Source organism: Mycobacterium sp. TY815 (genome assembly GCF_030755135.1).
In the GTDB taxonomy this organism is placed as follows: domain Bacteria; phylum Actinomycetota; class Actinomycetes; order Mycobacteriales; family Mycobacteriaceae; genus Mycobacterium.
In genome coordinates this window covers 3,164,506-3,179,139 of record NZ_JAUFRX010000001.1, presented here as the reverse complement: position 1 = coordinate 3,179,139, position 14,634 = coordinate 3,164,506, and the positions used below count along the sequence as shown (strand labels likewise).

General features: G+C 69.8%; 11 protein-coding genes. 6 read left to right on the top strand and 5 right to left on the bottom strand.

All coding sequences use genetic code 11. The features are described from left to right. Positions 1 to 34: 34 nt before the first annotated feature. The 3 genes from QXK92_RS13560 to QXK92_RS13550 form a co-directional block, all read right to left on the bottom strand. The gene (locus QXK92_RS13560; RefSeq protein WP_306242119.1) at positions 35 to 2,455 is read right to left on the bottom strand and encodes a PE family protein; all 2,421 of its coding nucleotides are present in this window, start codon (positions 2,453 to 2,455) and stop codon (positions 35 to 37) included. Positions 2,456 to 2,561: 106 nt separating this feature from the next. Continuing rightward, positions 2,562 to 3,692 (bottom strand): trehalose-phosphatase, encoded by a 1,131-nt coding sequence (gene otsB, locus QXK92_RS13555; protein WP_306242118.1) that lies wholly within the window; start codon positions 3,690 to 3,692, stop codon positions 2,562 to 2,564. 36 nt (positions 3,693 to 3,728) lie between these two features. Continuing rightward, positions 3,729 to 4,850: a wax ester/triacylglycerol synthase domain-containing protein gene (locus QXK92_RS13550; RefSeq protein WP_306242117.1), complete on the bottom strand. Its 1,122-nt coding sequence runs from the start codon at positions 4,848 to 4,850 to the stop codon at positions 3,729 to 3,731. Between the two features lie 305 nt (positions 4,851 to 5,155). Here QXK92_RS13550 and QXK92_RS13545 point away from each other — a divergent pair, with 305 nt between their 5' ends. Further along, on the top strand, positions 5,156 to 8,458 hold the full coding sequence (locus tag QXK92_RS13545; protein ID WP_306242116.1) for an error-prone DNA polymerase: 3,303 nt from the start codon (positions 5,156 to 5,158) through the stop codon (positions 8,456 to 8,458). Between the two features lie 79 nt (positions 8,459 to 8,537). Here the strand turns inward: QXK92_RS13545 and QXK92_RS13540 are convergent, their stop codons facing one another. Next, complete coding sequence (locus QXK92_RS13540; protein WP_306242115.1) at positions 8,538 to 8,948, bottom strand: TIGR03667 family PPOX class F420-dependent oxidoreductase; 411 nt, start codon at positions 8,946 to 8,948, stop codon at positions 8,538 to 8,540. A gap of 22 nt (positions 8,949 to 8,970) precedes the next feature. On the opposite strand from QXK92_RS13540, the gene QXK92_RS13535 reads away from it, so the two are divergent. The 4 genes from QXK92_RS13535 to QXK92_RS13520 all read left to right on the top strand — a co-directional run bounded on the left by QXK92_RS13535 (position 8,971) and on the right by QXK92_RS13520 (position 12,202). After that, positions 8,971 to 9,609, top strand: coding sequence for a nitroreductase family protein (locus QXK92_RS13535; RefSeq protein ID WP_306242114.1), 639 nt, complete (start codon positions 8,971 to 8,973; stop codon positions 9,607 to 9,609). A gap of 20 nt (positions 9,610 to 9,629) precedes the next feature. Beyond that, positions 9,630 to 11,198 carry an FAD-dependent monooxygenase gene (locus tag QXK92_RS13530; RefSeq protein WP_306242113.1) on the top strand — a complete coding sequence of 523 codons (1,569 nt, stop codon included), beginning with the start codon at positions 9,630 to 9,632 and terminating at the stop codon, positions 11,196 to 11,198. Positions 11,199 to 11,247: 49 nt separating this feature from the next. Continuing rightward, positions 11,248 to 11,418 carry a hypothetical protein gene (locus QXK92_RS13525; RefSeq protein WP_306242112.1) on the top strand — a complete coding sequence of 57 codons (171 nt, stop codon included), beginning with the start codon at positions 11,248 to 11,250 and terminating at the stop codon, positions 11,416 to 11,418. A gap of 109 nt (positions 11,419 to 11,527) precedes the next feature. Next, positions 11,528 to 12,202, top strand: a complete 675-nt coding sequence (locus QXK92_RS13520) for a bifunctional 2-polyprenyl-6-hydroxyphenol methylase/3-demethylubiquinol 3-O-methyltransferase UbiG (RefSeq protein WP_306242111.1) — start codon at positions 11,528 to 11,530, stop codon at positions 12,200 to 12,202. Here the strand turns inward: QXK92_RS13520 and QXK92_RS13515 are convergent. Then, positions 12,199 to 12,663, bottom strand: coding sequence for a tRNA (cytidine(34)-2'-O)-methyltransferase (locus QXK92_RS13515; protein ID WP_306242110.1), 465 nt, complete (start codon positions 12,661 to 12,663; stop codon positions 12,199 to 12,201). The two genes, QXK92_RS13520 and QXK92_RS13515, sit on opposite strands and share 4 nt — an antisense overlap. Before the next feature lie 155 nt (positions 12,664 to 12,818). Here QXK92_RS13515 and QXK92_RS13510 point away from each other — a divergent pair, with 155 nt between their 5' ends. Next, a complete protein-coding gene (locus tag QXK92_RS13510; RefSeq protein ID WP_306242109.1) occupies positions 12,819 to 14,522 on the top strand; it encodes an alpha/beta hydrolase domain-containing protein in 1,704 nt (567 codons plus the stop codon). Positions 14,523 to 14,634 lie beyond the last annotated feature (112 nt).

Here is a 14,634-nt window from a genome sequence, read left to right as displayed (position 1 = left end):
TGTCCAGCGTGTCACATGCGGGTGAGCGGACGGGTCAGGTCCCGTCGCCGCCGTGTGCCCCGGCCGCACCGAACAGCGTGCCCTTCGCACCGCCGGCGGCACCGAGTCCGCCGATTCCCGGGGTGGTGCTGAGTCCGCCGTCGCCGCCGTTGCCGCCGTTGCCGCCGTTGCCGATCGTCTGTGCGCTGCCGCCGACTGCCCCTGCACCGCCGTGGCCGCCGTTTCCTTGTGCACCTTGTGAGCCGCCACTGACCCCAGCGCCGAACGGACCACCGGCGCCCCCGGTACCGCCGTTGCCCCCGCCGCCGCCGTTGCCGTAGAGCAGGCCGCCGTTCGCGCCGGTGCCGCCGCTACCGCCGGTGCCGCCAGCCCCGCCGGTGCCGCCGTTGCCTCCGATGCCGGGGACACCCTGTTTACCGCCATTGCCGGCGGTGCCACCGGTCCCGCCGGTCCCGCCGCTGCCGCCGCTGCCGCCGTTTCCGGCCAGCAGGCCGCTGCGGCCGCCGTTGGCGCCGGCCCCACCACTGCCTCCGGCTCCGCCGGTGCCTCCGGTGCCGCCCTGTTGGGTGGGTGTGCCGTCGACACCGGTCTGGGCGCCGCCGCCGCCACCGCCGTTGCCGCCCGTGCCGGCGTTACCACCGTTGCCGAACAGTCCGGCGTTGCCTCCGGCGCCCCCGTTGCCGCCGGCACCACCGGCGCCGCCGGCGTTGCCGTTGCGAGTACCGCCGGCGGCGGCCGTATTACTGCCGCCGCTGCCGCCGCTACCGCCCGCGCCGGCATCGCCGGTCAGCCACCCGCCGTTGCCCCCGGCACCACCGGCACCGCCGTGACCGCCTATCGACCCGGCTTGTCGGCCGACCGTGTTTCCACCTGCTCCGCCTTGCCCGCCGTGGCCTCCGGCCCCGTTCAAGCGGGCGCTGCCGCCGGCGCCGCCGTCTCCGGCGTAACCGCCGGAGGAATTGGTGCCGCCCGCGTTGTTGCGACCGCCGGCCCCGCCGTCGCCGGCATCGCCACCGTTGCCGGACAGCCAGCCACCGGTTCCGCCGGCCCCGCCGTTGCCTCCGGCGCCGCCGTTGCCGGTTCCGCCGGTCTGGTGTGACCCGGCGCCGCCCGCACCGCCGTGACCACCGTTGCCGATCAGTCCGGCGCTGCCCCCTGTCCCGCCGGCAGCGCCGGCGCCGCCATTACCGCTCGCGACATTCACACCGCCCGAGCCGCCGGCACCGGCGGTCCCACCATTGCCGTAGAGGCCCGCACCGGCGCCGCCGTTCCCTCCGGCACCGCCATTGCCGCCGGTGGAGCCGCCGCCGTTGGAGCTTCCGCCGTCGCCCCCTGCGGCCCCGGCACCGCCGTTGCCGAATAGCCATCCCGCGGCGCCCCCGGCCCCGCCGGCACCTCCGGTGCCGCCGGCTCCTCCTCCGCTGACGTTGGCGCCGCCCGCCCCGCCTGCCCCACCCGCTCCGCCGTCGCCCAACAGATAGCCGCCACCGCCGCCGGCGCCCCCGGCTCCGCCGGCGCCCGCGGACGGGCCGGACTGGCTGTTCTCCCCACCGACACCGCCGGCTCCGCCGGACCCGCCGTTGCCGAACAGTCCGGCGTGCCCGCCGCCCCCACCCGCGCCACCGGCCGAGGCGGTCAGGGTGTTCTGCCCGGCCGCACCATGGCCACCGTTGCCGCCGGCGCCGGCGACACCGCTGAACAGCCCGGCGTTCCCGCCGTAGCCGCCGGCGCCACCCGCCCCGCCCGGCGTGACCGCGTCACCGTCGGCGCCGGCCGCACCGCCGCCACCGCCGCCACCCGAGCCCCACAACCACGCGTTGCCGCCGGCGCCACCGGCACCGCCGGCGGCACCGAGGCTGGTAGCGGCACCGCCGCTGCCACCGGCGCCGCCATTGCCGTACAGCCAACCACCGCTGCCACCGGCCCCGCCGGCCGCGCCGGCCCCGCCGTTACCGCCGATGCCGCCGTTGCCGATGAAGCCCGCCGACCCACCGGCGCCGCCGGCCACCCCGGCAGTGGTCTGCGTGAAGCCGTTGCCGCCGTTGCCGTAGAGCAGTCCGCCGGCCCCGCCGTTCGGGCTGGCCGCCGTGCCGTCTGCACCGTTGCCGATCAACGGGCGGCCCAGCAATGTCTGGGTGGGCGCGTTGATCGCGTCCAGCAGGATCTGCTGCACATTGGTGGACTCGGCGAGCGCATACGAGTTGGCGCCAGCGGCCAGCGCCTGCGTGAACTGGCTTTGAAACGCTCTTGCCTGCGCGCTGATCGCCTGAAACGAGGCGCCGTGTTGGCCGAACGCCACGGTGACCGCCGCGGAAATCTCATCGGCGGCCGCGGCCTGCACATGCGTTGTCGGAGCCAGTGCCGCCGCGGCGGCCGCGTCGAGCGCTGATCTGATGGCCGCCACCTCTGCCGCCGCTGCGGTCATGAATTCTGGATTTGCATACACGAACGACACGGCAGTCCTCCCGATAGACTGCCGCGCAGCCTAACCCCGATCCGGCCGCGCCTCGGTCATTTTGCCGAGGTTGTCCGTAAATAGTCGGATTATGGTGGGGCGAAGGTTAATTCACGCCAGCGTCAGATAATTCCCGGGCCAGCTGATGAGTGAATTCGGCGGCCTGGGCGGGACTGTCCACGGCGAACAGCGCCGCCGTGGCCCGGTCGCCATCGTCGTTGTGCCGCACCAGAATTGGGATGCCGTCGGCGCGCACCGCATCGAATGCGTCCTCGTCGGTGATGTCGTCACCGAGATAGATGGGCAATCGGTGGCCCGCCTGTGCACCGAGGTGCTCCATCACCCACCGCAGAGTTTTGCCCTTGTCCCAGTCGAGATCCGGCCGTAGTTCGATGACTTCGCGACCGGTGGTCACCCGCAACGCATCGCGCTGCCCGGCGTTGCGCACCGTCGCCATCACCTCGCCAACCCGATCGCGCGCGGCATTGCGGTAGTGCACCGCGACGCCAAAGCGCTTGTGTTCCACCACAACACCGGGAATCGAGCCGAGTTGCTCACGCAGCTGTCCGGCCGCCTGCTCGAGGACTGGTATGGCCACCGCAGCTTCTTCGTTCTGGTGGTGGGTGCCATCGGGTGCGGTGAGTTCGAATCCGTGGCTGCCGGCGTACCAGATGCCGGGCACGCCCACGCGTTTGGACACGTCGGCCAGGTCACGGCCGCTGAGGATGGCAACCGGGCACTGCGCGGCCAGTTCCCGCAGCGCCTCGGTGGCGCCCGCGACCGGCCGGGCCGCGTCGGGGTCGTTGACAATATCCGACAAGGTGCCGTCGAAGTCGAAGAACACTGCGGGGGATTGACCGGCGAGATTGACGGCCTGCCGGGCGTCGGGCAACTCGGACATGCGCTTGTCGCCGGTGCGGACCTTGATAGCAACCGGGTCGGCCACCACCGCGTCGGCACTCTTGACCGGTTCGGCGCCGACCGCGATCACCAATGCGAATCCGGCTTCTCGGGCGGCGTTTGCCGCGCGTGCGTCCGCCGCCACCACGGCACATCGTCCCGGCCGGGTGCCCAACTTCCCGGCCGTCCCGACAAGCTCCTCGGAGCCGCATACGGCGGTACCGACATGAACCTCGTGCAGCTGGTCGAGCAGTTGTCGCGAGGACGGCAGGGCCTTGTCGAACAACACCGCATCGTGATGGCGTGGGTCGATGGTCACCGGCCCCGAATTTGGCATGACCCACCTTCTCACGGTGGTCAACGCCGGTGTTCGTCAGTGGCGCACCCGTGCCGGCGCCGGCGGCGGCCGCCAGCGCGCCGCGCTGTTAGGCGGTGTGCGGCGCTTGCGCCGGCGGTCGAACAGCACGACCGAGTCGCGGTTGAGCGCGATCAGCCGGGCCACGCCCGCCTCGATGCCGGCGGCAAGCCCGTTGATGTCCCAGGGGGTGTCATAGTCCGCGGTGATGCCGAAGACCAGGTCGCCGTCGTAAGAGATCACCGTGACCCCGACGCCCGGGGCGATCGGTGGAATCGGCAGGACCCGCTCGACCCGTCGGCCCATCAGCCGCAACCGCGCTCCGGCAGCGGCGGGCGCCAGTGTCACGGCATGTGGTGATTGCCGGGTCAGCGCATGAAAAACTTTGGCACACAACGTGAGCGGTGAGTCCGGCGGGGCGCTCCGGCCGGACGACGCGTGCACCGCGCGCAGCTGTTGGATGGGGTCCTGGTGCTCGACAGGGAGGGTTGTCAACACCGGCCCCGACACGCGCAACGCATCCGCCCGCGGCTGCTCACCGCGCTGTATCAGGGCCGTTCGGAACGACTCGGTGACTGCCGCGAACGCGACGTCGTCGGCGGTGACGCCGAATTTGCGGGCGAGTTGGTCGACGGGGCGGCGGGGGACGACCACCGACCGGTACCGGCGCATGGCGGGTGGCTGGTTGCCGGCCGGCCAGGGGCGCAGCACACCGGTGACGGCGCGGGCCGCCGCCTGCCACAGGCTGTCGGCCCAGCCGGGTGGCCCGGGGATCGCCTGCGCGGACTGGGGTTTGGCAACCGGATCGGCAGCGCCGTCGTCGTCGCAGAGCCGGGTCAGAAGGTGTGCCGCTCCGGGTTCCAGGGCCGTCTTGACCAGTAACGCCCATCGGCCCTCAGCCAGGCCTTCGATGATCCAGCATTCCCAAGGCCGGCCGGTTTCGAGTGGCTGTTCCAGCGCGTGGGCGATGACGCCGAACAGTTCACTGTCATCGCCGGGTGCGGGGAGGGCCGCGCGTTGCACGTGCGCGGCGCCCGGAGTGCCGCCGTATGACTGCGCGAACCGTCGCGCCAGCAAATCATTCATCTTTCGGCGCCCGGGAGCCGGCCCGGCCACGACGGCGACCGCTCCGGTCGTCATCACGGCATGCCGGCCAGGGTTCGGAGCTCTGGATAGTCCGGTGTTCGGTGTCGTCTGTTCTGCCATGCCCAGCCCCCGCCGTCGTTTTTTCAATCTGTACCAGTATCGGTGTCGCGCCTGCACCTGCCGAGGTCGGCCAGGTTAACAATGTGTTTTCCAGATAAAAGTGCGTTTAACTGCTGCGATGCGCCGTCGCGTAGCGCTGTTCGCAAATCGTTTCAGCGCCGTTGTCAAAGTGTTCGGGAGGATGTTTCGTGGGATAGCCCGACTAGTGTATCGAACAAGTGTTCGATACACTAGTCGGCATGGGTTGGTACCACGGACCGCCGAGCTGGGCCGAGATGGAACGGGTGCTCGACAGCAAGCCCCGCCATGCCGGGGAGGTGGCTCCGGTCATACCGGCCGGTGACGCTCCGGTATCGCACAAGCGTGGGTCCTACACCGCTAAATCGGCCGCTCTGCCGGCGCCGTCTTCGGTCGCCTACGCCGAGCTGCATGCGCATTCGGCATACAGCTTTCTCGATGGAGCCAGCACGCCGGAGGAGATGGTCGAGGAGGCTGCGCGGCTGGGTTTGCGAGCGCTCGCACTGACCGACCACGACGGCCTCTACGGGGCGGTGCGGTTCGCCGAAGCGGCCACCGAACTCGGCGTGCGAACGGTGTTCGGCGCCGAGCTGTCATTGGCCACTTCCTCATCGGTCGCCCGCACCGAGCAACCGGATCCACCCGGTCCCCATCTGCTGGTGCTGGCGCGTGGTCCGGAAGGGTACCGACGGCTGTCCCGGCAGCTGGCGGCCGCGCATCTGGCCGGTGGTGAGAAAGGCAAGTTGCGCTACGACCTCGATGCGTTGACCGAGGCGGCCGGCGGGCACTGGCACATCCTCACCGGATGCCGCAAAGGGTCGGTGCGTCAAGCGCTTTCCGCGGGTGGCCCGGAAGCGGCGAAACGGGCACTGGCCGATTTGGTGGACCGGTTCACCGCCGCCCGGGTCAGTATCGAACTGACCCATCACGGTCAGCCGCTCGACGACGAGCGCAACGCGATGCTGGCCGAACTGGCGCCGCATTTCGGAGTCGGCGTCGTCGCCACCACGGGGGCCCATTTCGCGGGACCGTCGCGGCGCCGGCTGGCCATGGCGATGGGGGCGATCCGGGCCCGGCAGTCCCTGGACGCCGCGGCCGGGTGGCTGGCCCCCCTGGGCGGTTCCCATCTGCGCTCGGGCGAGGAGATGGCCCGGTTGTTCGCGCATATGCCCTTTGGGGGCCCTGACGTGGTGGCCGCCGCCGCCGAGCTCGGCGAGCAGTGCGCGTTCGGCCTGGCGCTGATCGCGCCGCAACTGCCGCCGTTCGACGTCCCGCACGGGCACACCGAGGACAGCTGGCTGCGCACGTTGACCATGGCGGGCGCGGCCGATCGCTACGGGCCGGCAGACGTGGCGCTGCGGGCGTATGCCCAGATCGAGCATGAACTGAAAGTCATTGCCCAACTGCAGTTTCCGGGCTATTTCCTGGTGGTGCACGACATCACTCAATTCTGCCGGCGAAACGACATTCTGTGCCAGGGCAGGGGATCGGCTGCCAACTCCGCGGTCTGTTACGCCCTGGGGGTGACGGCGGTCGATCCGGTGGCCAACGATCTGCTGTTCGAGCGGTTCCTGTCACCCGCCCGCGACGGGCCGCCCGACATCGACATCGACATCGAGTCGGATCAGCGGGAGAAGGTCATCCAGTACGTCTACGACAAATACGGCCGCGACTATGCCGCCCAGGTGGCCAACGTCATCACCTACCGGGCGCGCAGTGCGGTGCGCGACATGGCACGCGCCCTGGGGTTCTCGCAAGGACAGCAGGATGCGTGGAGCAAACAGATCAGTCACTGGAGTGGGCAGCCCGCCGATATCGAAGGTATCCCGGAGCAGGTTGTCGACCTGGCCGAGCAGATCCGGAACCTGCCGCGGCACATGGGCATTCACTCCGGCGGCATGGTGATCTGCGACCGTCCGATCGCCGACGTGTGCCCGGTGGAGTGGGCCCGCATGGAGAACCGCAGTGTGCTGCAGTGGGACAAAGACGACTGTGCGGCCATCGGTTTGGTGAAGTTCGACCTGCTGGGTCTGGGTATGCTCTCGGCGCTGCACTACGCCCGGGACCTGGTGGCCGAACACAAGGGCATCGAGGTGGATTTCGCCCGGCTCGACCTCTCCGAACCCGCGGTGTACGAGATGCTGTCCCGGGCCGATTCGGTGGGCGTTTTCCAGGTGGAATCGCGGGCCCAGATGGCCACCCTGCCGCGGCTGCGTCCCCGGCTGTTCTACGACCTGGTGGTGGAGGTCGCGCTGATTCGTCCCGGGCCCATTCAGGGCGGGTCGGTGCACCCCTACATCCGGCGGCGCAACGGCCTGGATCCGGTGGTCTACGACCACCCCTCCATGGAGCCGGCGCTACGGAAAACGCTGGGTGTGCCGCTGTTTCAGGAACAGTTGATGCAATTGGCGGTCGACTGCGCCGGCTTCTCCGCCGCCGAGGCCGACCAACTGCGGCGCGCCATGGGTTCCAAGCGCTCGAGCGAACGCATGCAGCGGCTGCGCGGCCGGTTCTACGAGGGCATGCGCTCCCTGCACGGAGCCTCCGATGACGTGATCGACCGGATCTACGAGAAACTGCACGCCTTCGCCAATTTCGGGTTCCCGGAAAGCCATGCCCTGTCTTTCGCCTCGCTGGTGTTCTACTCGTCGTGGTTCAAGCTGCACCACCCGGCGGCGTTCTGCGCCGCACTGTTACGCGCCCAGCCGATGGGTTTCTACTCGCCCCAGTCGTTGGTGGCCGACGCGCGCCGGCACGGGGTGCTGGTGCATGGCCCGGACGTCAACGCCAGCCTCGCGCACGCGACCCTCGAGAACGGGGGAACAGAGGTCCGCCTCGGGCTGGGTGCCGTCCGCCACATCGGTGACGACCTGGCCGAGAAGCTGGCCGAAGACCGAAAAGCCAACGGCCCGTTCGGTTCTCTGCTGGATCTGACGTCCCGGCTGCAACTCACCGTGCCGCAGACCGAAGCGCTGGCGACGGCCGGAGCCCTGGGCTGCTTCGGCATGTCCCGGCGGGAAGGGCTGTGGGCGGCCGGGGCCGCGGCCACCCAACGACCGGACCGGTTGCCCGGCGTGGGCTCGTCGTCCCACGTCCCGGAACTGCCCGGGATGAGTGAGCTGGAGTTGGCCGCCGCAGATGTCTGGGCCACCGGGGTTTCACCGGACAGCTATCCGACCCAGTTTCTGCGGGCCGATCTGGACGCGATGGGGGTGGTGCCGGCGGCGGAGCTGGGTTCGGTGCCCGACGGGGACCGAGTGCTGATCGCGGGGGCGGTGACGCACCGGCAGCGGCCCGCGACCGCGCAGGGCGTCACGTTCGTCAACCTGGAGGACGAGACGGGGATGGTCAACGTGCTCTGCACGCCGGGAGTGTGGGCACGGCACCGCAAACTCGCGCACACGGCGCCGGCGCTGCTGATCCGGGGTCAGGTGCAGAACGCCAGCGGCGCCATCACCGTCGTCGCCGAACGATTGGGCCGCATCAGCCTGGCCGTCGGCTCGAAGTCCCGGGATTTCCGGTGACCCGCCCGGCGCCGAACGTGTTCTGGTGGCGGATTTTTCGCCGATTTTCCGCCCTCACGTCACGCTCGGCGCACCAGGATCAGGCCGTCGGGGTGGTCCACACCTTCGTCGGGGTGATCCGCAGCCGGGTGCTGTAGGAACCCATCGAGTCGGTCAGGCCGAACTTGTCGGAGGCCTCGCGGTATTTAGCCCAGTACGGCTCGTCGTCGCGGCAGTCGACATCGGTGGCGTCGACCGCCGCCGTCCCGCCGATCACGATGATGCCGCCGCCGTTGCCGTCGGAATCCAGGTTCAGGCTGACCTGCGGCCGGGCCTCGACGTGGGCGACCTTGGCGGCGCCGGGCATGGTGTAGACGATCAGGTCCGCCCCGTCAAAGTAGAACCAGATCAGCCGTGGCACCGGCTGTCCCGATTTGGCGACCGTGGTCAGCCAGCCGTACTGGTCGGATTTGAGCCTGCTGGAAACCTCTTGCGACAGTTCGATACTCATGGCTCAACGGTAGCCTCCAATCATGACCCTCAACTTGACCGTCGATGAAGTCCTGCGCACCACCCGTTCGGTCCGCAAACGCCTCGACTTCGACAAGCCGGTGCCGCGCGAGGTCTTGATGGAATGCCTCGAGCTGGCGCTACAGGCGCCCACCGGTTCGAATTCCCAAGGGTGGCAGTGGGTGTTCGTCGAGGACGCCGACACCAAGAAGGCGATCGGTGACGTCTACCTGGCCAATGCCAGCGGTTACCTCAGCTCGCCGGCTCCCGAATACGACGACAGCCGCGGCGAGCGGATGGCGAAGGTCCGCGATTCGGCGACCTATCTCGCCGAGCACATGCACCAGGCGCCGGTCCTGTTGATCCCGTGCATCAGCGGCCGGGAAGAGAGCTCGCCGATCGGCGGGGTGTCCTTCTGGGCCTCGCTGTTTCCGGCGGTGTGGAGCTTCTGCCTGGCGTTGCGCTCGCGCGGTCTCGGCTCCTGCTGGACCACTCTGCACCTGCTCGGCGACGGCGAACGCAAGGTGGCCGACATCCTGGGCATCCCCTACGACGAGTACAGCCAGGGCGGGCTGTTCCCGATCGCCTACACCAAAGGCACCGACTTCCGGCCGGCCAAACGGCTCCCGGCCGACAGCCTGACGCACTGGAACGGCTGGTAAACCACGGGTAGTTTCTGCCTGTGGCTGACGTCGTCATCGCCGGGGCCGGGCCCAACGGCCTGATGCTGGCCTGTGAGCTGGCGATGGCCGGTGTGCGGCCCGTGGTGCTCGACCCGATGTCCGGCCCCAACCCGTACCGGCGCGCCAACGGCATTGTCGGACAAGGGGTTCGGATCCTCGACCACCGCGGCCTCTACGCCGCGCTGGCCGGGACCGATGACCCGCCGCAGCCGGTTCCCGGGTCGAGCTTCGGCGCCTTCAGCCTGGACTTCACCGACGTGGCAAACCCGCAGTTGTTCATCCTGCACGTCGAACAACCACGGCTCATCGAAGTGCTGGTGCAGCGAGCCCACGAACTCGACGTGGAGTTCCGCTGGGGGCACCGGCTCGACGGATTCGACGAGCACCGAGACGGGAGCGACAACGGCATCACCGTGCAGGTAGCCGGTCCCGACGGAGGCTACGAGCTGACGGCGCAGTACCTGATCGGGGCCGACGGCGGCACCAGCGTGACCCGCAAACTGGCGGGCATCGACTTCGGCGGCACGTCCTCCTACGACGTGGTCGAGCGGATGGCCTTCGGAGTGGTGCCGCCCGACGACTGGGTGGATCCGGTCAGCGGGGCACTCGAGGTGCCCGGCGTCGGGCCCGTGCCGTCGCGCCAGTTCGTCCGCACCGACCGGGGCATCTTCGCGTGGGGGATGCTGGCCGGCCAGGCGGTGGTGTTCACGATCGAACTGGCGGGCACGCCGCGCGAAGAGCCCGATCCCGCGCCGGCCGACGCCCCGCCGATGACGCTGCGCGAACACGAGGCCAGCGTCCAACGGCTGCTCGGTGCTCCCGTGCCGCTGCGCCCGGCGGACCCGGACGTGCCACCGGATCTGCGCAAGTTCAGCGGGATGAATTCCCGGATCGCGTCTCGCTACCGGGATGGCCGGGTGATTCTGGTCGGCGACTCCGCACACGTGCACTTTGCGCTGGGCGGTCCGGGGCTCAACCTCGGACTGCAGGACGCGGTCAACCTGGGCTGGAAGCTGGCGGCAGTGCTGGACGGCCGCGTCGGCCCCGAACTGCTCGACACCTACGAAAGCGAGCGCAGGCCGGTGGCCGAGCGGCTGATCATGCACAGCCGCGCGCAGCTCGCCCTGATCCGGCCCGGGCCCGAGATCACTGCCCTGCGGGAGCTGTTCGGCGAACTGCTGACCCTACCGGGGGTGGTCGGTCACCTCGGTGACCTGGTCTCCGGCGCCGACACCCGCTACGGGACCGGCAGCGACCATCCGTGGGTGGGGCGCTGGGTGCCCGACTTCGCGGTGGCCGGCGCCGATGGCATCAGGCGCGTCGCCGAGCTCGCCCGCGACGGCCGGCCGTTACTCATCGACTTGACCGACGGTGTGGTGGCGGCCCGCGCGGCGGCCGGTTCCCGGCTGCTCACCATTGCGACCGGACGCGCGGTGGGCGAGGTGGCCGCGCAGGCGGTCCTGGTCCGGCCCGACGGCTATGTGGCCTGGGCGTCGTCGTCGCCCACACCCGACACCGAAGCCCTCCGCTGCGCTCTGACCAGCTGGTTCGGGATCACGCCGGCCTGATTTGTCCCCCGTTTGTCCCCCTATCGGAGGACACGGATTTCATCCCGCAATGTCCCCTATCGGAGGACACCGCAGCCGGATTTCGTCGGGCATTCTCAATGACAACAACACCGATAAAGCTTCGACCGAGAGGATAAACCCGATGAGCCACGAGATTCTGTTCCAGGAGATCGAAGCCGTCTACACCCTGCCGTCCTTCGGCACCGACGACTGCAACTGATGACCGCGCCGCACTGACGGCGCCCCCAAGCTGTGGCACGTTTCCCCCCTGCCCCCCCGACGTGCCCTGTGGAAAGCAGGCTCGTGCTCACGCACGAGCCTGCTTCTGCATGTCAGGGGTATATATCTGTGGGGTGCCGTCATCGCGCGATGGAAGTGCCGTCGAGATCTTCAGCAGGCTGCCGGCAGGCGCCGATCTGGAACAGATCAGCAGCCTGATCCCGCCGGGCAGCTCGGTGCTGGACCTCGGCGCCGGCGCCGGACGGCTGGCCGACCCGCTGGCCGAACTCGGGCACCAGGTCACCGCTGTCGACGAATCCGCCGAGATGCTCACCCATGTGCGCACTGCCCGCACCGTGCACGCCACCTTCGCAGAGCTGCGCTTGCAAGAGCGGTTCGACGCCGTGGTGATGGCCGGCTGCCTGCTCAACTACCTGAGTCCCGAGGTGCGCCGCACCGCGCTCGCCGCGGCCGCACGGCACCTCAAACCCACCGGAACCGCGCTGATCCAGTGGCGTTTCCCACAGTGGTTCGCGATGCGCACCGAGGGCCGGCACCGCATGGTCAGCGGGTCCAGCGTGCAGACCATGACGATCCACACCAGCCGCGACGGGGTGGTCGCCGGCGAGTTCGGCCTGGAAGTCGACGGCCGGGTGTTCAGCCAGCCCTTCGAGTTCCGGCTGCTGCCGACGGCGCAACTCGTCGAGGAGTTGCACGAGGCCGGGCTGCGCCTGGACACCGAAGCGCCGGAGACCACGGAATGGCTGCAGGCGCGTCCGCGCTAGACGGAGCCGCCGTACCCCTGCTGCCGCCACGCCTCGTAGACGGCCACCGCCGCGGCGTTGGACAGATTCAGTGAGCGCCGGCCGGCCAGCATCGGGATCCGCACCTGCGTCGTGATGTGCGGGTCGGCCAGCGTGGCCGCGTCCAGCCCGGTCGGCTCGGGCCCGAACATCAGCACGTCGCCGGGACGGTAGGCCACCTCGGCGAAGCGCGAGGTCGCCTGCGCGGTGAACGCGAACACCCGCTCCGCGCCCAGCGCCTGCCAGGCCTGCTCCAGCGAGCCGTGCACGGTCACCGACGCCAGGTCGTGGTAGTCCAGTCCGGCGCGGCGCAGTTTGGGCTCGGACAGATCGAACCCCAACGGCTCCACCAGATGCAGCTCGCAGCCGGTCGCCGCGGCCGTGCGGATGGCGTTGCCGGTGTTCGGCGCTATGCGGGGGGATACGAACATCAGCCGGAACATCCGTGAATCATGGCAAAACCCCTGGCGCCCCCGAAGTCGACTGCGCGGCTTGCGAAATCCTTGCGCCTTTCTTGACGTCGCCGCCAAGGCGTCTTCAAGAACTCGCCAAGGGCTCTGCAGAAATCTTGGCTCAGACCCACCGGGGAGGAGCCGAGATGTCAGTCGAGTCAGTTCAGGTGCACAACATCTACCCGCACGCCGACAACCGCTACGAGAACGTGGAGGCGACGGTCACGTTCGCCGTCGACCCCGAATACCGGGCGAACGAGCGCATCGCCGACCTGTCGCTGGCACCCCGCGACGCCGACGGACTGGTGCGTTTCGAGGCCGACCTGCGGCTGCTGCGCCCGGTCGCCGGTGGCAACGGCAAGCTGCTGTTCGTGGTGCCCAACCGCGGCGTCCCCACCAACGCCCCGTGGCTGAAGAACGGATTCCTGCTGGAGCGCGGCTGGACCATCGCCTCGTGCGGCTGGCAGTGGGACGTGCAGCGCGGACCGGCGATCCTCGGCCTGACCGCGCCGCAGGCCGCCGTGCAACCCGGCTTCCTGCGCCTGGAGTGGCGTTCGGACACCGTCCGCGACGACCACCCGCTCAGCTTCTCCGCACCGGAGATCGAGTCGATCCCGGGCGCCGAGGCACTGTTCACCTTCACCGCCTACCCGACCGTCGACGTAGAGGACCCCGACGCGGTGCTGACCGTGCGCACCGCACCCGACGCCGAGCCCACCACCATCGCCCGTGACAAGTGGCGCTTCACCGACCAGACCCACGTCGCCCTGGACGGCGGCTTCCAGCCGTTCCACTGGTACGAGCTGGTGTACCGCAGCGCGCTGGCCCCGGTCGCCGGCTGCGGTTTGCTGGCCATCCGTGACGTGGTCTCCCATCTGCGGGCCGACGACAGCATGGGCATCGACCACACTTTCGCCTACGGCGTCTCCCAGGCCGGCCGGTTGCTGCGGCAATTCCTGTCCGACGGCCTGAACATCGACGAGTCCGGGATGCCGGTGTTCGACGGGGTCTTCAGCGATTTCGCCAGCGCCAACCGCGGTGAGTTCAACCAGCGCTACGCGCAGCCGTCGACGCCCGGTGGCGTCCGCGTCGCGGGACCGTTCGGCAACGACCTGCTCGCGCTGCAGCGGCAACTCGGCGGCGTGCCGAAGACGATCTTCGCCAACAGCGCCACCGAGTACTGGCAGGGCGACGGCGCGCTGGTGCACGTCGACCCCGAGACCGGCGCCGACCTGCCGGAGGACCCCGACGTGCGCAGCTACCTGCTGGCCGGCACCGACCACTTCGGCAGCAGCAAGATCAAGGACGCCCTGCCTGCCGCGAACCCGGTGCACCACCTCGACGTCACACCGGTCACCCGGGCACTGCTGGTCGCCCTGGAGAACTGGGTCGCCGACGGCGTCGAGCCGCCGGCCAGCCGCGTGCCGCGGACCAGCGACGGCACTGCGGTGGCCCGCAAGGAGGTGCTGTCCGCGTTCGGCCACGCGCACACGCCTGCCCCCGCCTGGCTGCCCGCGGCGGGACACGTCGACCTGGTCTCGGCGGTCGACGAGGACGGCAACGAGGTGGCCGGCATCCAGCTCCCGGCGGTTGCGGCGCCGCTGGCCACCTATACGGGCTGGAACGCCCGCCGGTTCGTCGAGGAGTTGCCGGACGTCATGTACGAGCGCATCGGCAGCAAGCTGCCGTTTCGCCCCGGCCGTCCGTCGGTGGCCGAGCGCTACCCGACCCGCGACGACTACGCCGCCGCCGTGCGGTCGGCCGCGCAGACACTGGTCGCGCAGCGGTTCCTGCTCAGCGCGGAGGTGGACGCGGTGGTGAAGAAGGCGGTGGCCGACTATCCCGCGTGAGTTTGCCGGACCGGAGCGTCGGTGTAACGGCTTGTTGCGGCGAACCTTATCTACTCAGTAACAATTGTGGAGACCCCGGCTGGCGGCTGTCATACTCGTCGAATTGCCAGGC